Below are 22,385 nucleotides of genomic sequence, written 5' to 3' on the forward strand. Positions count from 1 at the left end.
TAATCTTGGGTTAATCCGTTATTTTACCCTTTTCCACGGTAAACATCTTCGAATTTTCATCCGACATGTCTATAACGTGTTCAGCGCTAATTGCGCTGACAAAGACCTGCGATTGCGTGGCTTTTAAGCGGCTGGCCAGCAGTCCGCGACGCGCATCGTCAAGTTCAGAGGCAAAATCATCTATCAGGTACAGGCAGCGCCGCCCGCTTTCGCGGGTGAGGAACTCGCCCTGCGCCAGACGTAAGGCGCACATCAATAACTTTAGCTGCCCGCGCGACAGGGTATCTTCCACCGGCGCGCCGTCAGCGCGAATGCGAAAGTCCGCTTTATGCGGCCCGTGCGCGGTGTAGGTCAACATACGGTCACGCTCAAAGCTTCGCTCCAGCACGTCCGCATAGTCTGTCTCTTTCTCCCAGCCGCGCTGGAAAGAGAACGTCAGGGAAAATTCAGGTAAAAACTGCTGACAGGTATCCGCCATGTCCTGTGCGATAGCGATGCTGTACTCCGCCCGCCAGGTACTAATTTGTTCCGCCAACGGGATCAGCTCTTTATCCCACGGGCGCAATTGCTCATAACGACTCACCTGGCGCAGCGCAGCATTACGCTGTTTCAGCAATCGTTTCAGGTTACTCCAGGCGGTGAAGAATCCGGCTTCGTTGTGAAAGCATCCCCAGTCAAGGAACGCTCTTCTGTATTTGGGGCCGCCGTTGAGTAAAGTAAACCCCTCCGGCGTAATCAACTGCATCGGCATTAAATGCGCCAGCTCCGCGATCTTGTGACCGTCGGTACCGTCGATACGGACTTTGCTGTCGCCCTGCTTATCTTTGGTTAAGCCAATCGACGTCTCACGCTCTTCGCCCTGTAATCGCCCGTGGAGAACAAACGCTTCCTGCTCATGACGAATCACGCGGCCAGGCTGCAAACTGCGAAACGCCCGACCGTGGCCAAGCGTATAGATAGCTTCCAGCACGCTGGTTTTGCCGCTACCGTTGGCGCCAACCAGGAAGTTAAAGCCGGGGGATAAAGCGAGATCCGCATTTTCTATGTTGCGGAAGTCTTTGATTAGCAGTCTGGATAGCGACATATCAACTCATAACCAGGGCGTTATCGGCGCAGTTAGTCTGGTTACGGCCAGCGCACAGCAACCGGAGCGTACTGGAGTACGTGAGGATTGCTCGCTGCGCTCGCCCTTCGGGCCGTCCATAAGACGTCCAAAATACTTCGTATTTTGTGCGAGCACTGCCCGGAGCCAGAATAACAAGTAAGATAGCCCGATATTCTTTACAAGCGCATTGGCATAACAACATAGGCAGCCGACTGTGACGCCGCATCCTCAATCTGTACGCTGGATACGGAATCCGTCAGCATAATGCGCACGGTTTCGCACTTCAGCGCATTGAGCACGTCCAGCACGTAACTGACGTTAAAGCCGATTTCCATCTCCGTCCCGCCGTAGCTCACGTCCAGAATCTCTTCCGCTTCTTCCTGTTCCGGGTTATTGGCGGTGATTTTGAGCTGATTCTCACTGACATACAGACGCACGCCGCGGAATTTCTCATTCGAGAGGATTGCCGCGCGGGCAAACGCCTGCTTGAGGATATCGCAGCCCGCTTCCAGATGTTTATCCGGATTCTTCGGCAGAACGCGACGGTAATCCGGGAAACGACCATCCACCAGCTTCGAGGTAAAGATAAAGTCGCCGACGTGCGCGCGGATATTATTACTGCCGATCTGCACGCGCAGCGGGTTTTCGCCGCCGTCGAGCATACGCATCAGTTCAATCACGCCTTTACGCGGCACAATCACCGAGTGGCTGGGTAAAGACGCCTCCAGCGGCATTGAGCACACCGCCAGACGGTGGCCGTCGGTCGCAACAGTGCGCAGTTCGCTGCCTTCCGTTTCAAACAGCATACCGTTTAAGTAGTAGCGCACATCCTGATGGGCCATCGAAAACTGGGTCGCTTCAATCAGGCGCTTCATCGTGGCCTGCGGCAGCGTAAATTCAACTTCGCTTTGCCAGTCGTCAAGATTCGGGAAATCGGCGGCAGGCAGCGTAGACAGCGAGAAGCGGCTACGGCCAGAACGCACCAGCATCCGATCACCTTCCAACTGAACGGCAATCTCCGCGCCCTCCGGCAGGCCGCGGCAGATATCAAAGAATTTCCGCGCCGGCACGGTAGTAGCACCCGGCTCATGCGGCTGAGAAAGCGTAACGCGCGCGACCATCTCCATTTCAAGATCGGTGCCGGTCAGAGAAAGCGTACCGTCCGCTACCTGGAGGAGCAGGTTACCGAGAATCGGCAGCGTAGGACGACCGCCCAGCGGGCCGCTGACCTGCTGAAGCGGTTTTAATAAATGTTCACGTTCAACGGTAAATTTCATAGGATCACGACGACAATGTTCTGATTAAATTCGAAAAATCTTCTTTGATATCGTGGCTTTCTTCACGCAGTTGCTCAATTTTACGACAGGCATGAAGTACGGTAGTGTGGTCGCGCCCGCCAAACGCATCGCCGATTTCCGGCAGACTGTGGTTGGTGAGCTCTTTTGCCAGCGCCATAGCCATCTGGCGCGGACGTGCTACCGAGCGAGATCGACGCTTAGAAAGCAGATCCGCAATTTTGATTTTGTAATACTCCGCCACCGTCTTCTGAATATTGTCGATGGTGACCAGTTTTTCCTGCAACGCCAGTAAATCGCGCAGCGCTTCGCGCACAAAGTCGATAGTAATCGCCCGGCCGGTAAAGTTGGCATTGGCGATCACCCGGTTCAGCGCGCCTTCCAGCTCACGCACGTTAGAGCGTAGACGCTTGGCGATAAAGAACGCGACCTCGCCTGGCAGACGAATATCATTTTCGTCCGCTTTTTTCATCAGGATCGCCACGCGGGTTTCCAGTTCTGGCGGTTCGATCGCCACTGTTAGCCCCCAACCAAAGCGGGACTTGAGACGATCCTCAACGCCGTTGATCTCTTTCGGATAGCGATCCGACGTCAAAATGATCTGCTGATTGCCTTCCAGCAGAGCGTTAAAGGTATGGAAAAACTCTTCCTGGGATCGTTCTTTATTGGCGAAGAATTGAATATCGTCGATCAGCAATGCGTCAACGGAGCGGTAGTAGCGTTTAAACTCTTCGATGGCGTTATTTTGCAGGGCTTTTACCATGTCCTGCACAAAGCGCTCGGAGTGCATATACACGACTTTCGCGTTGGGTTTACGCGCCATAATGCCGTTACCCACCGCGTGCAGCAGGTGAGTTTTACCCAGACCGGTGCCGCCATAGAGGAATAACGGGTTATAAGCGCCGCCAGGATTATCCGCCACCTGACGTGCCGCCGCGCGCGCCAGTTGGTTGGATTTACCTTCGACGAAGTTATCAAATGTATGTTTAACATTGACGTTGGAGCGGTAGGTCGGCTCCGCCGGCGCTGGTACGTTATCCCAGCCCGAACGGGCCGCAGGCGCTACGCGCTGCGGCTGCGCCGTTGTTGTCTGCGCAGGCGCGACAACGTTATGCACAGGCGTTTTTAGCGTTTGCGTAACGGGCTTTGTTCCCACTTCAAAACGCAGTTGTGGGGCATCCGCGCCGCAGAATGTGTTGAGTAATCCATTGATATTGTTGAGGTACTTATCTCTTACCCAATCGAGCACAAAACGGTTTGGCGCATACAAAGCCAGCGTGTTATCGCTCAGTTCCGCCTGCAACGGGCGTATCCACATACTGAATTCTGTGGCTGGTAACTCATCCTGCAATCGGGCAAGACACTGCTGCCAAAGCGAAAGTGACACGGCGGACTCCACTCGAACAAAAGTCGATAAATGACAAAGGCTGATACATTAATGATTGTTGGCGCACGTCGATAAGACCCTGCATGAAGGGTGACGCACGAACCGCTGTCTGCGGTTTTCACGGATCTTTCAAACGATCGCGACTTCACGCAGTCTGAAAGATTTCGTGTTCATGCCTGACCAGGATCGTTTGAAACGATCAGGACCGCGGATCATAGCCTAAACTGAGCAAGAGATCTTCTGTTTCTCACAGATTCTTCCCGATTTATCCACAGGACTTTCCAGGAAAGGATAAGTGTAATCGATCCTGGGGAACTCCTGTACGCTTTCGCGCGCATATTGAAAAAATTAATAGGTAAAGGTGAGCAGACGCCTAAAAGATCGCATAAAGATCCAGGGCGATCCTTGCGCTTTACCTGGCAGTCCGTATAATTCTCCACCCGTCGCGCAATGCCCGTCATATGGCGTCAACGCTGCTTATTTTCCGCACAAAAAGGCGTGGAAAATCGCGGGAAAATAAGGAAAGAGAATTGACTCCGGAGTGTACAATTATTACAATCCGGCCTCTTTAATCACCCACACTGTGGCGTAAGTCGTTCAAAGTTTGTTCGGGTATACGCAAAAGTCAGTGAATTTATTCAAGTTTAGGTAGAAATCGCCATGAAACGCACTTTTCAACCGTCTGTACTGAAGCGCAACCGTTCTCACGGCTTCCGTGCTCGTATGGCTACTAAAAATGGTCGTCAGGTTCTGGCACGTCGTCGTGCTAAAGGCCGCGCTCGTCTGACCGTTTCCAAGTAATAAAGCTAACCCCTGAGTGGTTAAGCTCGCATTTCCCAGGGAGTTACGTTTGTTAACTCCCGCTCATTTCACATTCGTCTTCCAGCAACCTCAACGGGCTGGCACGCCGCAAATCACCATCCTCGGCCGCCTGAATTCGCTGGGGCATCCCCGTATCGGTCTTACCGTCGCCAAGAAAAATGTTCGACGTGCGCATGAACGCAACCGGATTAAACGTCTGACGCGTGAAAGCTTCCGTCTGCGCCAGCATGAACTTCCTGCAATGGATTTCGTGGTGGTGGCGAAAAAAGGGGTTGCCGACCTCGATAACCGTGCTCTCTCGGAAGCGTTGGAAAAATTATGGCGCCGCCACTGTCGCCTGGCTCGCGGGTCCTGATAGCCCTTATTCGGGTCTATCAACGCCTGATCAGTCCGCTGCTTGGGCCGCATTGTCGTTTCACGCCAACGTGCTCAAGCTACGGAATTGAGGCATTGCGCAGGTTTGGAGTGATAAAAGGCAGTTGGTTGACGGTGAAACGCGTATTAAAATGCCACCCTTTACACCCTGGTGGTGACGATCCCGTCCCGCCCGGACCATTTGATACCAGAGAACACTAACGATGGATTCGCAACGCAATCTTTTAGTCATCGCTTTGCTGTTCGTGTCTTTCATGATCTGGCAAGCCTGGGAGCAGGATAAAAATCCGCAACCTCAGACTCAACAGACCACGCAGACAACGACCACCGCAGCGGGTAGCGCCGCCGACCAGGGCGTACCAGCCAGTGGCCAGGGGAAAATGATTACGGTGAAAACCGATGTGCTTGATTTGACTATCAACACCCGTGGTGGTGATGTCGAGCAGGCCTTGCTCCCGGCTTACCCGAAAGAACTGGGTTCCAACGAACCGTTCCAGCTGCTGGAAACCACCCCGCAGTTTATCTATCAGGCGCAAAGCGGCCTGACAGGCCGTGACGGCCCGGATAACCCGGCGAACGGCCCGCGTCCGCTGTACAACGTCGAGAAAGAGGCGTTTGTACTGGCCGACGGTCAGAACGAACTGCAGGTTCCGATGACTTATACTGACGCCGCAGGCAACACGTTTACCAAAACGTTTGTCTTTAAGCGTGGCGATTATGCGGTTAACGTGAACTATAGCGTGCAGAACACCGGCGAAAAACCGCTGGAAGTCTCCACCTTTGGTCAGTTAAAACAATCCGTCAACCTGCCTCCTCATCGCGACACCGGCAGCAGCAACTTTGCGCTGCATACGTTCCGCGGCGCAGCGTACTCCACGCCGGATGAGAAGTATGAGAAATACAAATTCGACACTATTGCCGATAACGAAAACCTCAACGTCAGCTCCAAAGGCGGTTGGGTGGCAATGTTGCAGCAGTATTTCGCTACCGCATGGATTCCGCGTAACGACGGCACCAACAATTTCTACACCGCCAATCTGGGTAACGGCATTGTCGCTATCGGCTATAAAGCGCAGCCGGTACTGGTACAGCCAGGCCAGACTGGCGCGATGACCAGCACCCTGTGGGTCGGCCCGGAAATTCAGGATAAAATGGCGGCTGTTGCACCGCACCTGGATTTGACCGTGGACTACGGCTGGTTGTGGTTCATCTCTCAGCCGCTGTTCAAGTTGCTGAAGTGGATCCACAGCTTTGTGGGCAACTGGGGCTTCTCCATTATCATCATTACCTTTATCGTTCGCGGTATCATGTACCCGCTGACCAAAGCGCAGTACACGTCAATGGCGAAGATGCGTATGCTGCAGCCGAAAATTCAGGCGATGCGCGAACGTCTTGGCGATGATAAACAGCGCCAAAGCCAGGAGATGATGGCCCTGTACAAAGCGGAGAAGGTTAACCCACTGGGCGGCTGCTTCCCGCTGATCATCCAGATGCCTATCTTCCTGGCGTTGTACTACATGCTGATGGGTTCCATTGAACTGCGTCATGCGCCGTTCGCGCTGTGGATTCATGACCTGTCCGCACAGGACCCGTACTACATTCTGCCGATCCTGATGGGCGTAACGATGTTCTTCATTCAGAAGATGTCGCCGACCACCGTGACCGACCCGATGCAGCAGAAGATCATGACCTTTATGCCGGTCATCTTTACGGTGTTCTTCCTGTGGTTCCCGTCAGGTCTGGTGCTGTACTATATCGTCAGCAACCTGGTCACCATCATTCAGCAGCAGCTGATTTACCGTGGTCTGGAGAAGCGTGGCCTGCATAGCCGCGAGAAGAAAAAATCCTGATTCGGTGTAGGCCGGATAAGGCGAAGCCGCCATCCGGCAAGGCGCGCCGGTCAGCCTGATGGCGCTAACGCTTATCAGGCCTACAATCAAAAGGCGGTCATATGACCGCCTTTTTTTATTGCAACAAAGTTGAGACTAACCATGAGCCATAACGACACTATCGTCGCCCAGGCAACCCCACCGGGACGCGGTGGCGTGGGTATCCTGCGTATCTCTGGTCTGAAGGCGCGAGACGTTGCGCAAGAGGTGCTGGGCAAGCTGCCGAAGCCGCGCTATGCCGACTACCTGCCGTTTAAAGACGTTGACGGCAGCGCGCTGGATCAGGGTATTGCGCTGTGGTTCCCCGGCCCGAACTCCTTCACCGGTGAAGATGTGCTGGAGCTACAAGGGCACGGCGGTCCGGTGATCCTGGACCTGCTGTTAAAACGTATCCTGACGCTTCCAGGCGTGCGCATTGCCCGACCGGGCGAGTTCTCCGAGCGAGCGTTCCTCAACGATAAGCTCGATTTAGCCCAGGCGGAAGCCATTGCCGACCTGATCGATGCCAGTTCCGAACAGGCGGCGCGTTCGGCGCTAAACTCGTTACAGGGGGCATTTTCCGCCCGCGTTAACCACCTTGTGGAAGCACTTACTCACCTGCGAATCTACGTCGAAGCGGCTATTGATTTTCCGGATGAGGAGATCGACTTTCTCTCTGACGGCAAAATCGAAGCGCAGCTCAATGGCGTCATCGCCGATCTTGACGCCGTGCGCACCGAAGCGCGCCAGGGTAGCCTGCTGCGCGAAGGGATGAAGGTAGTGATTGCCGGACGCCCGAATGCCGGGAAATCCAGCCTGCTGAATGCGCTGGCAGGCCGTGAAGCTGCCATTGTCACCGATATCGCCGGTACCACGCGCGACGTGTTGCGCGAGCATATTCACATCGACGGGATGCCGCTGCATATCATCGATACCGCCGGACTGCGCGACGCCAGCGACGAAGTTGAGCGTATCGGCATCGAACGCGCCTGGCAGGAGATTGAACAGGCCGATCGCGTGCTGTTTATGGTGGATGGCACCACGACGGACGCCGTTGACCCTGCCGACATCTGGCCGGACTTTATCGCCCGTCTGCCCAAAAATCTACCGATTACCGTGGTACGTAACAAGGCGGATATCACCGGCGAAACGCTGGGTATTAGTGAAGTAAATGGTCACTCACTGGTTCGCCTCTCGGCGCGTACCGGCGAAGGCGTCGACGTGCTGCGTAACCACCTCAAGCAGAGCATGGGTTTTGATACCAATATGGAAGGCGGCTTCCTGGCCCGCCGCCGTCACCTGCAGGCGCTGGCGGAAGCCGCTGAACATCTTGAGCAGGGCAAAGCACAGCTATTAGGCGCGTGGGCGGGGGAACTGCTGGCGGAAGAGTTGCGCCTGGCGCAGCAAAGCTTAAGCGAGATTACCGGCGAGTTTACCTCCGACGACCTGCTGGGACGGATTTTCTCCAGCTTCTGTATCGGTAAGTAAGTTTTAGTCCATCCTCGTCCGTGAACGTTCACTAACCCGCATTAACTGCCTGTTAATGCGGGTTTTTACTTTCCATACTCGTCCATAGTCGTGCGGGTTCATCCGCGATTTTTGTGTCCTGAATTGTGCCCATCTTTAAATTTCCCGTGTGCCATTGTTTATTTTTTGAGCTAAAAATCACATCAAATGGACACAAAAAACGGTATAAAAAACGCTCAAATCTGCCTTCTCATGGACACAGTGAAAAAGAAGGCGTTAATAATCCAATATTAAACAATCTATTAGAAAGGATGCTCATGGACACACTGTAGAGGTGAGATACGGCACTTTCAGATACCAAACTACGCACACTTGCCCCCAGAAACCGCCCCTGGCAACTTGCCGATCATGACGGGTTGGTGATTGAAGTTCTTCCCACCGGACGAAAAATCTGGCGTTTCCGCTACCGCTTTGACAACAAATCGCAAAAGATCACGCTGGGCGAATACCCTGCTTTCTCACTTGCAGAAGCGCGGCTTTGGCGTGAAAAGTGCCGCTCAATGGTTGCCCATGGCATCAATCCCGCGCAGAAAAAGCAGGAAGAAAAGCTTAAACAGAAAGACCCAACGACAGTCAAAACATTCGCCAAACGCTGGCTGACCGATATCGTTGAAAAAAGTAACCGCGATCCGCGCAACATCACTCGCGTTATCGAGAAGGACATCATTCCCATCATCGGGAAGCTGGAACTCGAAGAACTCACAACTGCCCACATTCAGGTCGTGCTCGACCGTATCAAGCAACGAGGTTCGGATCACGTCGCGCTACTGACGCGAAACGTGCTTAAACGCATGCTGGCCTATGCGATTTCCAGGGGAATCATATTCAACAACCCGGCAGCCGCTATCGAGGCCCGTTATATCGCACAAGCAACAAGCCGCGACGTGGCGCTAACAGCAGAAGAGATCGGCATCCTGCTACGGGGGATATACACCTCTAATATGAACCGACGCCACAAGCTGGCCCTGCACCTGTTAATCATCTGCATGGTGCGTAAATCGGAGATGATTGAAGCGACATGGAGTGAAGTTAACTTCAACGCGCTGGAATGGCGTATCCCCGGCGAAAGAATGAAGATGGATAACCCGCATATTGTTCCGCTGTCAAAGCAGGCGCTGGCGATGTTCGAAGAGCTAAAATTTCTGGCCGGAGATTCTCCATACGTCTTCCCCAGCCGAAACGACCACCGACGCCCGATCTCCAAAACAACGCTGAACTGCGCGGTGCGTACGCTGGATCTAAACGTCAGGGATTTTGTTATTCATGACTTCCGGCGTACTGCCAGCACTTTGCTCCATGAGCAGGGCTACAACTCCGACTGGGTAGAGAAATGCCTGGCGCATAAGATCGGCGGCGTTCGCGGCATCTACAACCGTGCGGAGTACCTGAATCAGCGCCGGGAGATGCTTCAGTCCTGGGCTGATTTTGTTGATGCGCAGATTGAGACTGGAAGGAAGGTTATCATTGGACAATTCGGGAAGTCTTACAATGTAACCGTATGAATAATATGGAAAATATAACAATAATAGTTTCTGATTAGAATATACTATCTAACCGGTTGAAAAAGATGCACTTCTCAACCATAATAACATCACTCTTTAGCGTTAGGCTTTGATTTATAGCCTTGTCGAGCGTTTCGCCAGACACTAACTTATTGAGTACTTTTAGGGTTGCGCTAGAAAGTTTTCTACCGATCCTAGAAGTCTCTAGGATCGGTAGAAAACTTTCTAGCGCCTCCTCTAGTAAAGAGTAAAAAACGAGCAAAAAACATTGCTCGTTTTTTTCATCAACGGAAGACAAATCAAAAATACATAACGTTTAAATCAATGTTTGAAGAAACTATTAAAAAACAATTTGAATTGTTAGACATAAGTAACTTCAATGTTGATATATCTCATCGTCTCCTTTTCGTGTGTGGTGGCAAAGTCGATGTACGTGCACCAATTCCCCCCAGTTTTAGGGATAGACTACTCACTTACACAGCAAAACATGCCTCTGAGCTTCACGAACATTTCATTCTAGCTGAGACATTCAAGGATTATTTTAAAGAGAATGCCTATCCGGACCTTCTGGTGTTTGAAGATGATATAGCCAGTATTTCATCTCTTATTATCATTTTTTTAGAAAGTCCAGGATCATTAGTTGAGTTAGGTATATTTTGCAACAAATCAGAACTATTTAAAAAAATACTGATTGTTGCTTCAGCGGAAGAAGTATCCGGTGAGGACTCATTCATTTATTTAGGCCCACTAGAGTATATTAAGAAGAAAGTCTCATCCTCTGTTGTAATCTATCCTTGGCCGGATCCTGAAGTCTTAAAATACGATAATGATTTTCTTGATGATTTATGTGTAAATATAAAAGAAAAACTTTCATCAATCCCAAAAACAGAACAATTCAGTAAGGATAATTCTGGACATATAGCACTTCTAATTACTGAAATTATATCTCTTTGCGCCCCAATACAACTTAGTGAAATAGAATCAGCCCTAAACTCATTAGGGTTTAATATTTCAACAAAAATTATTAACAGATCAATTTATTTACTTCAGAAAGTTGGTTTTATAGACGTTTTATCATATAGCTCAAACAAATATTACTTTCCATTAAAAGAGCGCAAATGGGTAAAATTTGGTAAAACTAAAGATAATAAACTCATAGATAATCAACAATTAAAAATGAAGGTTAGACAATCTTTTGTAACATTAACCGATCCATTATCAAAACGAAGAATTACAGCGCTGCGTCAAATAATAGCAAAAAAAGAAATGGCTGAGGAGATTAATTAATGGACATATTACAGCATATTTCAGATTTACTATTAACCAAGAAAAGTGAAATCATTTCCTTTTCATTGACGGCACCTTATCGCTATAAAATATATAAAATTGCAAAAAGAAACTCAGATAAGAAGAGAACTATTGCTCATCCTTCGAAAGAACTAAAATTTATACAACGTGAAATTACTGAGTATTTAACCGATAAATTACCCGTTCATGAATGCGCATTTGCATATAAAAAGGGCAGTAGCATTAAGACCAACGCTCAAGTTCATCTTCATACAAAATACTTGTTGAAGATGGATTTTGAGAATTTTTTCCCTAGCATAACACCACGTCTATTTTTCTCAAAGTTACGACTTGCAAATATTGATTTAACTGCAGATGATAAAGTACTACTTGAGAATATATTATTCTTCAAATCCAAGAGAAATAGTAATTTAAGATTAAGTATTGGAGCACCAAGCTCACCTTTAATATCAAATTTTGTGATGTATTTTTGGGATATTGAGGTTCAAGAGATATGCTCTAAAATAGGCGTTAACTATACTCGTTATGCTGATGATTTAACCTTTTCAACAAATAATAAAGATGTTTTGTTTGATATACCTGACATGCTTGAAAACGTACTGCCTAAATATTCTTTAGGTAGGATTAGAATCAATCATGAAAAAACAGTGTTTTCTTCAAAAGGACATAACCGTCACGTTACTGGTATAACTCTAACAAACGATAACAAATTATCCATAGGTAGAGAAAGGAAAAGAAAAATCTCTGCCATGATCCATCATTTTATAAATGGGAAATTATCTACTGACGAATGCAATAAATTAGTCGGGCTACTTGCATTTGCTAAAAATATTGAGCCTTCGTTTTATAAAAGCATGGTCATTAAATATGGATCTGATAATATTTATAAATTACAAAAACAAAAAGACAAATAACTTCTGCTGCACTTTTATAGACACCAGTGTTTTGTTGATTATGCCCAGAACAACTTGGAATAAGTTTTCCTAAGCGTATTACATTATACGCTTGGCCTAACTTAATCATAGATTTTCCAGAAAAATAAATTTTTCAAATCCCATAAACAATTCCCCACAGCTTCCCTACGCCCCCCGCTCTACCCTATCCCCAACTCATAGCAGTACCCCTAAAAGCTTCCTGTTCTAAGACGAACTGCGACCTGTAAGAAGCGCCTTTGGCGGTCAGCCCCCCGGTCAACCAGGGAGCGAAGCGTGGTCTGAAACTGACCTCCTGTCTCGATACAGGTGACCACACCCTTTATCGCTACCCTGTTGCAAGCGTAGCGACAGACAGAACGCTGTAGAGAAGTCGGACGGCATTGCCGAAGGCTTTGCGTCCGTACTTCCTGCTGAATGTGCAAAACGCGGCGTCACTTTTAAGAGCGTAAGCGAGTGAAAGTGACGCCAGCGCGCAGATCAGCTTCAACCCGGCTACTGCCTGCAAATCCACTGCAACAAACTGGCTGACACTCAAACAGATGTCAGAAATTCACTTACCAGGGTCAATCTGGCCGGGATCTCAAAAAATGCATGGAACTAAAACGGGTCTATTTACAGTTTCACCAGCTACTTGGTTTTTGTGTCCTTTAATGTGCCCATAGCCATGTTTTCAAGGCAAATTATAGATTATATATCAACGAATTATCTAGATTTTCCAGTTTCTGTATTGGTGTCGGGTGACGGCTGACGCCATCCGGCTTACGTCACTGCCGGGGTGATATCTCATTGCCTCATAGGAAATCACTGTTGTCCAAATGGCAACTCGTCTCGCGCAACGTCGCCCCGTATTCTTAGCGCCACACTTTTCGTGAGGCCGCTATGAAACGTTTTCTACTGTGTAGTTTTGCCCTGGTTTTACTCTATCCTGCCGGTATTGATATGTATCTGGTCGGTTTACCGCGTATAGCCGCCGATCTGAACGCCAGCGAGGCGCAGTTGCATATCGCCTTCTCCGTTTACCTGGCCGGAATGGCGACGGCCATGCTGTTTGCCGGGAAGATAGCCGACCAGTCAGGCCGCAAGCCGGTCGCGATCGTCGGCGCGCTCGTCTTTATGATGGCCTCACTGCTTTGTTCATGGGCGTCGGAAGGCTCGCTATTTCTGAGTGGGCGTTTTCTTCAGGGGGTAGGAGCAGGCGGCTGCTATGTGGTGGCGTTCGCCATTCTGCGCGACACGCTCGACGAGTATCGCCGGGCAAAAGTGCTGTCATTATTGAATGGGATTACCTGTATTGTGCCGGTACTCGCCCCGGTGGTGGGGCATTTGATTATGCTTCGTTTCCCCTGGCAAAGTCTGTTCTATACGATGTCCGCGATGGGCATTATTGTGGGCCTGTTATCACTGTTTATCCTGCGCGAGACGCGCCCGGCAAGGCTGGCTCCACGCGATTTATCACGATCGTCGCCCGCCGCCGAGTCGCTGGTTAACCGTTTTTTCGTCAGTCGACTGGCGATCACCACCCTTAGCGTGTCGGTGATCCTGACCTTCGTCAATGCCTCTCCAGTGCTACTGATGGAGGTGATGGGATTTAGCCGTGGCGACTATGCCATGACCATGGCGCTCACCGCAGGCGTCAGCATGGTCGTCTCTTTTTCTACCCCTTTTGCGCTTGGGTTATTTAAGCCGCGAACCTTAATGCTCGTCTCACAGGGGCTGTTTTTGACGGCTGGCGTGACGTTAAGCCTTGCTCATACCAATACCGTCACGCTCTTTGGCCTGACGCTTATCTGCGCCGGATTCTCGGTTGGTTTTGGCGTCGCGATGAGCCAGGCGCTGGGGCCGTTTTCGCTGCGCGCCGGAGTAGCCAGTTCCACGCTGGGTATCGCGCAGGTTTGCGGTTCATCACTGTGGATTTGGCTGGCGGCAATACTCGGTATCAGCGCGATGAATATGCTGATCGGGATTCTGATTGGTTGTAGCATAGTGAGTATTCTGCTGATCTTCTCCGTCGCGCCCAACAGGTCCGTAGCCGAGCATGAAGAAATCCCTTACCAATCTCGATCTTAATCTGCTGTTATGCCTACAGTTACTCATGCAGGAGCGCAGCGTCACTAAAGCTGCAAAACGGATGAACGTAACGCCCTCTGCGGTCAGCAAATCGCTGGCGAAACTCCGGGCATGGTTTGACGATCCGCTGTTCGTCAATACGCCGCTGGGTCTGGCGCCGACGCCGCTGATGGTCAGTATGGAGCAAAGTCTGGCGGACTGGATGCAGATGGGGAATCAACTGCTTGATAAGCCGCATCATCAAACGCCGCGCGGTTTAAAATTTGAGTTGGCGGCAGAGTCGCCGCTGATGATGATTATGTTTAATTCACTGTCGCAGCAGATTTATCAACGCTATCCGCAGGCTACCATTAAGGTTCGCAACTGGGATTATGACTCACTGGAGGCGATTACGCGTGGGGAAGTCGATATCGGATTTACCGGACGCGAAAGCCATCCCCGCTCGCGAGAATTGCTCAGTCTGTTGCCGCTCGCGATTGATTTTGAGGTGTTGTTTAGCGATTTGCCGTGGGTCTGGCTGCGGGAAGATCATCCGGCGCTGCGCGAAGCGTGGGATCTGGACACATTTCTGCGCTACCCGCATATCAGTATTTGCTGGGAGCAAAGCGATACCTGGGCGCTGGATGATGTCCTGCAAGAAATGGGACGCAAACGCCATATCGCGTTGAGCCTGCCGGGGTTCGAGCAGTCGCTCTTTATGGCCGCCCAGCCGGATCACACCCTGATAGCAACCGCGCCGCGCTATTGCCAGCACTACAATCAGCTCCACCAGCTACCGTTAGTGGCGCGCCCCCTGCCTTTTGATGCGCAACAGCGGGAAAAGCTGTTGGTGCCGTTTACCCTATTATGGCACAAACGTAATAGTCATAATCCCAAGATTGTGTGGCTACGACAGGCTATCAACACGCTCTGCCGTCGCCTTATCTGACCACCTGCGTTGATAAATTAACCTTCCTCTTACCAGAAATGTCACCGTCTGATTAAAGAACGTTCTGAAATTGAATTTTTAGCGCGTAAAACCTGTCCATAATTTACGTTAATGTTACTCTCGTCATTATCACGGCCCATTAATCACGGAGCGAAAAATGGCGACTCACTTTGCCAGAGGGATACTTACGGAGGGACAGTTGGTTTCAATTCGTCTCTCTTCGTCTTGCCATATTGAAGCCAGAAACCTGCCTGCTCACCGACGAACGCGTTTTCTCGCCTCCAGAGGCCTTCTTGCCGAACTGATGTTTATGCTGTACGGAATTAGCGAGCTGCCGGAAATCATTATTCAGGCGAAAGGTAAACCCGCGTTTCGTGACAAAAATCTGCCAGGTTTTTCTATCTCCTACGCCGGAAATATGGTTGGCGTGGCGTTGACCACCGAAGGAGAGTGCGGGCTGGATATGGAATTACAGCGCACCTCCCGCGGCTTTCACCATCCGCATTCGCTCGAACGCCACCCTTTCTCCCGTAATGAAAACTTATGGGTAGCCAATCAAAACGATCCCAACGAAGCGCGAGCGCAACTCATCACATTGCGCCAGAGCGTGTTAAAACTCACCGGCGATGTCATGAATGACGATCCGCGGGAGCTGCAACTTTTACCCGTTGCCGGACGCCTGAAGTGCGCGCATGTCACACAGCTTGAAGCCGTATGCGATGCGGAAGATGTGCTGGTATGGTCCGTAACCGTTACGCCAGCGATAGAAAAATTAAAAGTGTGGGAGTTCGATGGCAAACTGGGCTGGAAAAGCCTGCCCGATATCCAGACGCGCGCCAATGAGCCAACCGGGCGTCTGATGCGATTCGCCCAACTCCCCGCCGCCAAATCGTATACGCTTAATCGTTCATAATGAAAAAGGGGCACGTATGTCTGAAACGCTGAATGTGGTTACATTGCTGGGAAGTTTACGCAAAGGTTCCTTTAACGGGATGGTGGCGCGTACTCTGCCTAAAGTCGCGCCGACAGGAATGACGGTATCGCCGCTGCCTTCGATCGGGGATATTCCGCTGTATGACGCCGATATCCAGCAGGAAGAGGGATTTCCAGCCAGCGTAGAGGCGCTGGCGGAGCAGATTCGCAACGCCGACGGCGTCGTCATTGTGACGCCGGAATATAACTATTCCGTTCCCGGCGGCCTGAAGAATGCCATCGACTGGCTATCCCGTCTGCCTGAGCAGCCGCTGGCGGGTAAACCCGTTCTTATCCAGACCAGTTCAATGGGGGCGATTGGCGGCGCGCGCTGCCAGTATCATCTGCGCCAGATTCTGGTGTTCCTTGATGCAATGGTGATGAATAAACCGGAATTTATGGGCGGCGTGATTCAGAATAAAGTCGACCCGCAACTGGGCGAAGTGATTGAGCAGGGAACGTTAGATCATTTGACCGGTCAGCTGACCGCATTTGGTGAGTTTATTCAGCGCGTTAAAGCGTAAGCTCGTTAAAAACCCTCACCCCGATGGGGCGAGGGTTCATTTCATCAGTGTGCGTCAATAAACACAATCTTCAGCACGAATAACAGCGCGACAATCACTACGCACGGGCTAAGGTCGCGCAGGCGACCGGTACCGATTTTCATCACGCAGTAAGAGATAAAGCCCAGCGCGATACCTTCGGTGATCGAGAAGCTAAACGGCATCATTACCGCCGTAATAAACGCCGGGACCGATTCGGTTAAATCCTGCCAGTTTACCCGCGCCAGGCTGGAGGTCATCAGCACGCCGACGTAAATCAGCGCGCCCGCCGCCGCGTAAGGCGGCACCATGCCCGCCAGCGGCGACAGGAAGATAACCAGCAGGAACAAAATACCGACCACTACTGCCGTCAAACCGGTGCGACCGCCCACCGAAACGCCGGAAGACGATTCAATATAAGCGGTCACAGAAGAGGTTCCGACAAATGCGCCAGTGACGGAAGAGATACTATCAACAAACAGCGCCTGCTTCATGCGCGGGAATTTGCCTTTCGCATCCGCCAGGCCGGCTTTATCGGTCACGCCAATCAGCGTACCGGAGGAGTCAAACAGGTTTACCAGCATGAAGGAGAAAATAACCCCCGCCAGGCCAAGATTGAACGAGCCTGCCAAATCGACATGCCCGACCACGCTGGTGACGCTTGGCGGCGCGGAGACAATGCCGTTGTAGTGCACATCGCCCATCATCCAGCCAAGCAGCGTCGTGACGATGATGGACACCAGCACCGCCGCATGAATGTTGCGCGAAGCGAGAATCGCAATAATAAAGAATCCGAGAACCCCCAGCAGCACGCTGTGCGAGGTCAGGTTGCCGATGCTGACCAGCGTTTCTGGATTGGCGACAATCACGCCGGCGTTTTTTAGCCCCATCATGCCGATAAACAGGCCGATGCCGCTGGTGATGCCCACGCGCAGGCTGACCGGAATGTTGGCGATCATCCAGTAACGCACGCGGAAGATAGTCAGCAATAAAAGACCAACAGCGCCCCAGAAAATGGCGCCCATGCCTACCTGCCACGGCAGTCCCATTGCCTGAACAACCACGAAGGCAAAGAACGCATTCAGCCCCATCGCGGGCGCCAGCGCCACCGGCAGGTTAGCGAACAGGCCCATCAGAATACTGCCAAAGGCTGCAATCAGACAGGTGGTCACAAAGACGGCGCTGGTGTCCATGCCAGCTACGCCCAGAATTTGCGGGTTAACAAAAACGATATAAACCATCGTCAGGAAAGTGGTAAAACCGGCGATCACTTCGGTTCGTGCCGTCGTGCCATGTTCGCGCAGTTTAAACACGCGTTCCAGCATACCCTGACCAGAAGCCTGGGTGGTGTGTTGTTGACTCATTATCAATTTCCGGAGAAAGGAGGGAAAATTCGCCGTTATCCTATACCAAAATGCGACACCTGGCGCAGTTGTGTGGTAATTTTTTTCACTCAATTTGTTAGTACGGCAACGATTGCGTCCCCTCATTCAGCATTACGTAAACGTTAAACTTGTTAAAATGGAAATGACATGTCCCAAATCGAAGCAGTGTTTTTTGACTGTGACGGCACGCTGGTCGACAGTGAAGTAATTTGCTCGCGCGCCTATGTCACTATGTTCCGGCAGTTCGGCATTACGCTTGAGCTCACGGAAGTATTCAGACGCTTTAAAGGCGTAAAGCTCTACGAAATTATCGATACCATCAGTAAAGAGCATGGCGTTGCGCTGGCAAAGGCGGAGCTGGAACCCGTGTATCGCGCCGAGGTTGCGCGCCTGTTCGATACCGAACTGGAAGCGATCGCGGGCGCAAATACCCTGCTGGAGAGCATTAAGACGCCCATGTGCGTGGTATCCAACGGGCCGGTCAGTAAGATGCAGCATTCGCTGGGTAAACTGGGCATGTTGCATCATTTTCCCGATTTGCTGTTTAGCGGTTACGATATTCAACGCTGGAAGCCCGATCCGGCGCTGATGCTCCATGCGGCGAACGCCATGAAGGTCAATGTTGAGAAGTGTATTCTGGTGGATGATTCCAGCGCAGGCGCGCAGTCAGGAATTGCAGCGGGAATGGAAGTGTTTTATTTCTGCGCCGATCCGCATAACAAGCCGATCGATCACCCTAACGTGACGACGTTTACCGATTTGGCGCAGTTGCCGGGATTGTGGAAAGCGCGCGGGTGGGAGATTACGCGTTAACTGAAATGCCGGATGGCGCTGACGCTTATCCGGCCTACAGCATCTGTACCTGTAGGCCCGGTAAGCGCAGCGCCACCGGGCAAAAGAATGAGATTTACTCTTTCGGATCTTTCCCCGCCAGCAGCTTATCCAGCTCATCTCCGCCCACGTGACGGAAATCCTGCCCCTTCACGAAGTAGAAGATGTATTCGCAAATATTCTGGCAACGGTCACCGATACGCTCGATAGAGCGCGCGCAGAATAACGCGGTCAGCACGCTGGGAATCGTGCGCGAGTCTTCCATCATGTAGGTCATCAGCTGACGCACGATGCCTTCGTACTCCTGGTCAACCTTCTTATCTTCACGATAAATGCGCACCGCTTCATCGAGATCCATCCGCGCGAACGCATCCAGAACGTCGTGTAGCATCTGCACGGTGTGGCGACCCAGCGACTCCAGGCTGACCAGCAGCGGCTGGTGCTGCTGGGAGAATTTCTCCAGCGCGGTACGGCAGATTTTATCCGCCACGTCGCCAATGCGCTCCAGTTCGGCGATGGTTTTGATAATCGCCATTACCAGACGCAGGTCACTCGCCGTCGGCTGGCGCTTGGCGATAATACGCACGCAGGCTTCATCGATGGCGACTTCCATCATATTAACCTGATGATCGCCTTCTACCACGCGCTTCGCCAGCTCGCTGTCCTGGTTGTGCATGGCGGTGATAGCGTCAGAAAGCTGCTGCTCCACCATGCCGCCCATGGTCATTACCTGAGTGCGGATGCTTTCCAGTTCTGCGTTGAACTGGCCGGAAATATGTTTATTAAGGTTCAGACTGTCCATTACGCACTCCTGAATTAACCGTAACGACCGGTGATATAGTCTTCTGTTTGTTTCTTCGCGGGCTTGGTGAACAGATCGTCCGTGTTGCTGAACTCAATCAACTCGCCCAGGTACATAAACGCCGTATGATCGGAGCAACGTGCCGCCTGCTGCATGTTGTGGGTCACGATCACCACGGTGTAATCCTGTTTCAGCTCGGTGATCAGCTCTTCAATACGCCCGGTGGATATCGGATCCAGAGCTGAACATGGCTCATCCAGCAGCAACACTTCCGGGCGAATAGCGATACCACGCGCAATGCACAGGCGCTGCTGCTGACCACCGGAGAGAGAGTACCCGCTCTGGTGCAATTTATCTTTGGTTTCGTTCCATAATGCGGCTTTGGTCAACGCCCACTGCACGCGCTCGTCCATATCGGCGCGAGACAGCTTCTCAAACAGACGCACGCCAAAGGCGATATTGTCATAGATGGACATCGGGAACGGCGTCGGCTTCTGGAATACCATCCCCACTTTTGCGCGCAGTAGCGCGATATCCTGGGTGTTGGTGAGAATATTGTCGCCATCCAGCAGAATTTCACCTTCCGCGCGCTGCTCCGGATAAAGCGAATACATTTTATTGAAGGTACGCAGTAGCGTTGATTTACCGCAGCCGGATGGCCCGATAAATGCCGTTACCTGATTCTTCGCGATATCCAGATTAATGTTCTTCAGGGCATGGAATTTGCCGTAGTAGAAGTTCAAATCACGAACCTGAATCTTACTCGGGGCAGTTTCAACCATACTCATTTCACTCTTTTCCTCATCCAGCGCCGCATCCGCCACGCCGTAAAATAATGCCTGATGGCGCTACGCTTATCAGGCCTACAATGTCTTTAACCGTGTTTTTTCTTCGCGAAAACAACACGCGCCAGAATATTCAGCAGCAGTACGCACAGGGTAATAATCAGCACGCCCGCCCAGGCTAATTGTTGCCATTCGGCAAACGGGCTCATCGCGAATTTAAAGATGGTCACCGGCAGGTTGGCGATAGGCTGCATCATGTCGGTGCTCCAGAACTGGTTCGAGAGCGCGGTAAACAACAATGGCGCCGTTTCCCCGGCGATACGGGCAATGGCCAGCAGAATACCGGTCATAATTCCGGAGATAGACGCCTTCAGCGTAATCGCAGAGATCATTCGCCATTTTGGCGTACCCAGCGCGTAGGCGGCTTCACGCAGGCTATCCGGCACCAGCTTGAGCATGTTTTCAGTGGTACGGATAACGATCGGCACCTGCAACAGCGCCAGCGCAATCACCCCAGCCCAACCAGAGAAGTGCTGCATCTGCGCCACCACGATGGTGTAAACAAACAGCCCCACAACAATTGACGGCGCGGAAAGCAGAATGTCGTTAATAAAGCGAATAATTTCCGCCAGCCAGGATTTACGGCCATATTCCGCCAGATAGATCCCGGCCATAATCCCCAGCGGCGTACCCAATACGGTAGCCCAGAGAATCAATAATCCACTCCCTGCCAGGGCGTTCGCCAGCCCGCCGCCCGCCGTGTTCGGCGGCGGCGTCATTTCGGTAAACAGCGCCAGCGACATACCATCAATGCCGCGCGTGATGGTGGACATCAAAATCCAGATCAGCCAGAACAGGCCAAATGCCATCGTCGCCATTGAGAGCGTTAGTGCGATACGGTTCTTCATGCGGCGACGCGCCTGCATCTTGCGACGGGATTCCGCGAGCTGCGCGGTGTTCTGCATATCAAGCGTAGCCATTAACGTGCTCCCTCGTTCTTCGCCAGACGCATAATCATGAACTTAGACGCCGCCAGGACGATAAAGGTGATCACAAACAGAATCAGCCCCAGTTCCATCAACGCTGCCACGTGCAGACCCGATTCCGCCTCAGCGAATTCGTTCGCCAGTGCGGAAGTGATGCTGTTGCCCGGCATATACAGCGACGCGCTGTCGAGCTGGTAGGTGTTGCCGATGATAAAAGTGACCGCCATCGTTTCACCCAGAGCACGGCCCAGTCCCAGCATAATGCCGCCGATCACGCCATTTTTGGTGAACGGTAGCACGATGCGCCAGATAACTTCCCAGGTAGTGCAGCCGATACCGTAAGCGGACTCTTTCATCATTACCGGCGTTTGCTCGAAGACGTCGCGCATAACCGCCGCAATGTAGGGGATGATCATGATGGCGAGGATGACGCCCGCCGCCAGAATGCCGATACCAAACGCCGGGCCGGAGAACAGCGCGCCGACAAAAGGAATGTTGGAAAGAATATTGCCGACCGGCTCCTGGAAGTACGTCGCAAACAGCGGCGCGAAGATAAACAGCCCCCACATGCCGTACACGATACTGGGAATTGCCGCCAGCAGTTCAATGGCGATGCCGAGCGGACGCTTTAGCCAGCCTGGCGCCAGCTCGGTTAAAAACAGGGCAATGCCGAAACTGACCGGAACGGCGATCAGCAGTGCGATAAAGGAGGTCACCAGCGTGCCGTAAATGGGCACCAGTGCGCCGTAGATATCGTTTGGCGCGTCCCATTCCTTAGTCCAAAGAAATGAGAAACCAAATTTCTGAATACTTGGCCAGGAGGAGATGATCAATGAGACGATAATACCGCCCAACATCAATAGCACAATCAGCGCAGCCAGTTTTACCAGCGCGCTGAAAATCATGTCGCCTTTTTTACCCGGCGGGTTAAAAGCAGGCTTGGTTGCAGCCATAAATTACTCT

The 22,385-nt window shown here is 51.6% G+C and carries 21 protein-coding genes and 1 pseudogene; 14 read left to right on the forward strand and 8 right to left on the reverse strand.

What is annotated here, in order from left to right:
- Window positions 1-10: 10 nt before the first annotated feature.
- The 3 genes from recF to dnaA form a co-directional block, all read right to left on the reverse strand.
- Window positions 11-1,084, reverse strand: a complete 1,074-nt coding sequence (gene recF / locus J4645_RS21305) for a DNA replication/repair protein RecF (protein ID WP_000059372.1) — start codon at window positions 1,082-1,084, stop codon at window positions 11-13.
- 197 nt (window positions 1,085-1,281) lie between these two features.
- Complete coding sequence (gene dnaN, locus J4645_RS21310) at window positions 1,282-2,382, reverse strand: DNA polymerase III subunit beta (protein WP_000673474.1); 1,101 nt, start codon at window positions 2,380-2,382, stop codon at window positions 1,282-1,284.
- Window positions 2,383-2,386: 4 nt separating this feature from the next.
- On the reverse strand, window positions 2,387-3,787 hold the full coding sequence (dnaA, locus tag J4645_RS21315) for a chromosomal replication initiator protein DnaA (protein ID WP_000059093.1): 1,401 nt from the start codon (window positions 3,785-3,787) through the stop codon (window positions 2,387-2,389).
- A gap of 660 nt (window positions 3,788-4,447) precedes the next feature.
- On the opposite strand from dnaA, the gene rpmH reads away from it, so the two are divergent.
- The 13 genes and pseudogenes from rpmH (at window position 4,448) to J4645_RS21375 (ending at window position 16,615) form a co-directional block, all read left to right on the forward strand.
- Entirely contained in the window at window positions 4,448-4,588 is a 141-nt protein-coding gene (rpmH, locus tag J4645_RS21320) for a 50S ribosomal protein L34 (protein WP_000831330.1), read from the forward strand.
- 16 nt (window positions 4,589-4,604) lie between these two features.
- On the forward strand, window positions 4,605-4,964 hold the full coding sequence (gene rnpA / locus J4645_RS21325; protein ID WP_000239725.1) for a ribonuclease P protein component: 360 nt from the start codon (window positions 4,605-4,607) through the stop codon (window positions 4,962-4,964).
- Window positions 4,928-5,185, forward strand: a complete 258-nt coding sequence (gene yidD / locus J4645_RS21330) for a membrane protein insertion efficiency factor YidD (protein ID WP_001307474.1) — start codon at window positions 4,928-4,930, stop codon at window positions 5,183-5,185. The genes rnpA and yidD overlap by 37 nt, the downstream gene beginning before the upstream one ends.
- 2 nt (window positions 5,186-5,187) lie before the next feature.
- Complete coding sequence (gene yidC / locus J4645_RS21335; protein ID WP_000378283.1) at window positions 5,188-6,834, forward strand: membrane protein insertase YidC; 1,647 nt, start codon at window positions 5,188-5,190, stop codon at window positions 6,832-6,834.
- 141 nt (window positions 6,835-6,975) lie between these two features.
- Window positions 6,976-8,340, forward strand: a complete 1,365-nt coding sequence (gene mnmE / locus J4645_RS21340; RefSeq protein ID WP_000019081.1) for a tRNA uridine-5-carboxymethylaminomethyl(34) synthesis GTPase MnmE — start codon at window positions 6,976-6,978, stop codon at window positions 8,338-8,340.
- A 323-nt stretch (window positions 8,341-8,663) separates the two neighbouring features.
- Window positions 8,664-9,881 (forward strand): annotated as a pseudogene (locus tag J4645_RS21345) (integrase arm-type DNA-binding domain-containing protein); the annotation flags it as partial.
- Between the two features lie 324 nt (window positions 9,882-10,205).
- Window positions 10,206-11,168, forward strand: a complete 963-nt coding sequence (locus J4645_RS21350; protein ID WP_000461377.1) for a retron St85 family effector protein — start codon at window positions 10,206-10,208, stop codon at window positions 11,166-11,168.
- Complete coding sequence (locus J4645_RS21355) at window positions 11,168-12,103, forward strand: retron St85 family RNA-directed DNA polymerase (RefSeq protein ID WP_000353754.1); 936 nt, start codon at window positions 11,168-11,170, stop codon at window positions 12,101-12,103. Before J4645_RS21350 ends, J4645_RS21355 begins: the two co-directional genes overlap by 1 nt.
- A gap of 257 nt (window positions 12,104-12,360) precedes the next feature.
- Window positions 12,361-12,489 carry a hypothetical protein gene (locus J4645_RS22365; RefSeq protein ID WP_001641723.1) on the forward strand — a complete coding sequence of 43 codons (129 nt, stop codon included), beginning with the start codon at window positions 12,361-12,363 and terminating at the stop codon, window positions 12,487-12,489.
- Window positions 12,490-13,003: 514 nt separating this feature from the next.
- On the forward strand, window positions 13,004-14,191 hold the full coding sequence (locus J4645_RS21360) for an MFS transporter (RefSeq protein WP_000819622.1): 1,188 nt from the start codon (window positions 13,004-13,006) through the stop codon (window positions 14,189-14,191).
- The gene (yidZ, locus tag J4645_RS21365) at window positions 14,160-15,119 is read left to right on the forward strand and encodes an HTH-type transcriptional regulator YidZ (protein ID WP_000749364.1); all 960 of its coding nucleotides are present in this window, start codon (window positions 14,160-14,162) and stop codon (window positions 15,117-15,119) included. Before J4645_RS21360 ends, yidZ begins: the two co-directional genes overlap by 32 nt.
- Before the next feature lie 157 nt (window positions 15,120-15,276).
- Window positions 15,277-16,032 carry a 4'-phosphopantetheinyl transferase superfamily protein gene (locus tag J4645_RS21370; RefSeq protein ID WP_000190678.1) on the forward strand — a complete coding sequence of 252 codons (756 nt, stop codon included), beginning with the start codon at window positions 15,277-15,279 and terminating at the stop codon, window positions 16,030-16,032.
- Between the two features lie 16 nt (window positions 16,033-16,048).
- Window positions 16,049-16,615, forward strand: coding sequence for an NADPH-dependent FMN reductase (locus J4645_RS21375; protein ID WP_023214832.1), 567 nt, complete (start codon window positions 16,049-16,051; stop codon window positions 16,613-16,615).
- 44 nt (window positions 16,616-16,659) lie between these two features.
- Here J4645_RS21375 and adeP read toward each other — a convergent pair whose 3' ends face one another.
- Window positions 16,660-17,997 carry an adenine permease AdeP gene (gene adeP, locus J4645_RS21380; protein ID WP_001521829.1) on the reverse strand — a complete coding sequence of 446 codons (1,338 nt, stop codon included), beginning with the start codon at window positions 17,995-17,997 and terminating at the stop codon, window positions 16,660-16,662.
- 168 nt (window positions 17,998-18,165) lie between these two features.
- On the opposite strand from adeP, the gene yieH reads away from it, so the two are divergent.
- Window positions 18,166-18,831, forward strand: a complete 666-nt coding sequence (gene yieH, locus J4645_RS21385; protein WP_000078081.1) for a 6-phosphogluconate phosphatase — start codon at window positions 18,166-18,168, stop codon at window positions 18,829-18,831.
- A gap of 94 nt (window positions 18,832-18,925) precedes the next feature.
- On the opposite strand, the gene phoU is transcribed toward yieH, so the two are convergent.
- From phoU to pstC, 4 genes are all read right to left on the reverse strand, one after another.
- Window positions 18,926-19,651, reverse strand: a complete 726-nt coding sequence (gene phoU, locus J4645_RS21390) for a phosphate signaling complex protein PhoU (protein WP_000377800.1) — start codon at window positions 19,649-19,651, stop codon at window positions 18,926-18,928.
- Between the two features lie 14 nt (window positions 19,652-19,665).
- A complete protein-coding gene (gene pstB, locus J4645_RS21395) occupies window positions 19,666-20,439 on the reverse strand; it encodes a phosphate ABC transporter ATP-binding protein PstB (RefSeq protein ID WP_000063118.1) in 774 nt (257 codons plus the stop codon).
- An 86-nt stretch (window positions 20,440-20,525) separates the two neighbouring features.
- Window positions 20,526-21,416, reverse strand: a complete 891-nt coding sequence (pstA, locus tag J4645_RS21400) for a phosphate ABC transporter permease PstA (RefSeq protein ID WP_023214827.1) — start codon at window positions 21,414-21,416, stop codon at window positions 20,526-20,528.
- Window positions 21,416-22,375 carry a phosphate ABC transporter permease PstC gene (gene pstC, locus J4645_RS21405; RefSeq protein WP_000741630.1) on the reverse strand — a complete coding sequence of 320 codons (960 nt, stop codon included), beginning with the start codon at window positions 22,373-22,375 and terminating at the stop codon, window positions 21,416-21,418. The genes pstA and pstC overlap by 1 nt, the downstream gene beginning before the upstream one ends.
- Window positions 22,376-22,385 lie beyond the last annotated feature (10 nt).

Source organism: Salmonella sp. 32082101201600294FB01SM01, from assembly GCF_017572865.1.
GTDB lineage: Bacteria > Pseudomonadota > Gammaproteobacteria > Enterobacterales > Enterobacteriaceae > Salmonella > Salmonella enterica.

Excerpts from the sequence above, each read along its gene's own strand:
- J4645_RS21360 (WP_000819622.1), top strand. The coding sequence starts at position 13,004 with ATGAAACGTTTTCTACTGTGTAGTTTTGCCCTGGTTTTACTCTATCCT.
- yieH (WP_000078081.1), top strand. The coding sequence starts at position 18,166 with ATGTCCCAAATCGAAGCAGTGTTTTTTGACTGTGACGGCACGCTGGTC.
- rpmH (WP_000831330.1), top strand. The coding sequence starts at position 4,448 with ATGAAACGCACTTTTCAACCGTCTGTACTGAAGCGCAACCGTTCTCAC.
- pstB (WP_000063118.1), bottom strand. The coding sequence starts at position 20,439 with ATGAGTATGGTTGAAACTGCCCCGAGTAAGATTCAGGTTCGTGATTTG.
- J4645_RS21355 (WP_000353754.1), top strand. The coding sequence starts at position 11,168 with ATGGACATATTACAGCATATTTCAGATTTACTATTAACCAAGAAAAGT.
- yidD (WP_001307474.1), top strand. The coding sequence starts at position 4,928 with ATGGCGCCGCCACTGTCGCCTGGCTCGCGGGTCCTGATAGCCCTTATT.
- yidC (WP_000378283.1), top strand. The coding sequence starts at position 5,188 with ATGGATTCGCAACGCAATCTTTTAGTCATCGCTTTGCTGTTCGTGTCT.
- J4645_RS21370 (WP_000190678.1), top strand. The coding sequence starts at position 15,277 with ATGGCGACTCACTTTGCCAGAGGGATACTTACGGAGGGACAGTTGGTT.
- mnmE (WP_000019081.1), top strand. The coding sequence starts at position 6,976 with ATGAGCCATAACGACACTATCGTCGCCCAGGCAACCCCACCGGGACGC.
- J4645_RS21375 (WP_023214832.1), top strand. The coding sequence starts at position 16,049 with ATGTCTGAAACGCTGAATGTGGTTACATTGCTGGGAAGTTTACGCAAA.
- dnaN (WP_000673474.1), bottom strand. The coding sequence starts at position 2,382 with ATGAAATTTACCGTTGAACGTGAACATTTATTAAAACCGCTTCAGCAG.
- pstA (WP_023214827.1), bottom strand. The coding sequence starts at position 21,416 with ATGGCTACGCTTGATATGCAGAACACCGCGCAGCTCGCGGAATCCCGT.
- recF (WP_000059372.1), bottom strand. The coding sequence starts at position 1,084 with ATGTCGCTATCCAGACTGCTAATCAAAGACTTCCGCAACATAGAAAAT.
- yidZ (WP_000749364.1), top strand. The coding sequence starts at position 14,160 with ATGAAGAAATCCCTTACCAATCTCGATCTTAATCTGCTGTTATGCCTA.
- phoU (WP_000377800.1), bottom strand. The coding sequence starts at position 19,651 with ATGGACAGTCTGAACCTTAATAAACATATTTCCGGCCAGTTCAACGCA.
- J4645_RS21350 (WP_000461377.1), top strand. The coding sequence starts at position 10,206 with ATGTTTGAAGAAACTATTAAAAAACAATTTGAATTGTTAGACATAAGT.
- pstC (WP_000741630.1), bottom strand. The coding sequence starts at position 22,375 with ATGGCTGCAACCAAGCCTGCTTTTAACCCGCCGGGTAAAAAAGGCGAC.
- adeP (WP_001521829.1), bottom strand. The coding sequence starts at position 17,997 with ATGAGTCAACAACACACCACCCAGGCTTCTGGTCAGGGTATGCTGGAA.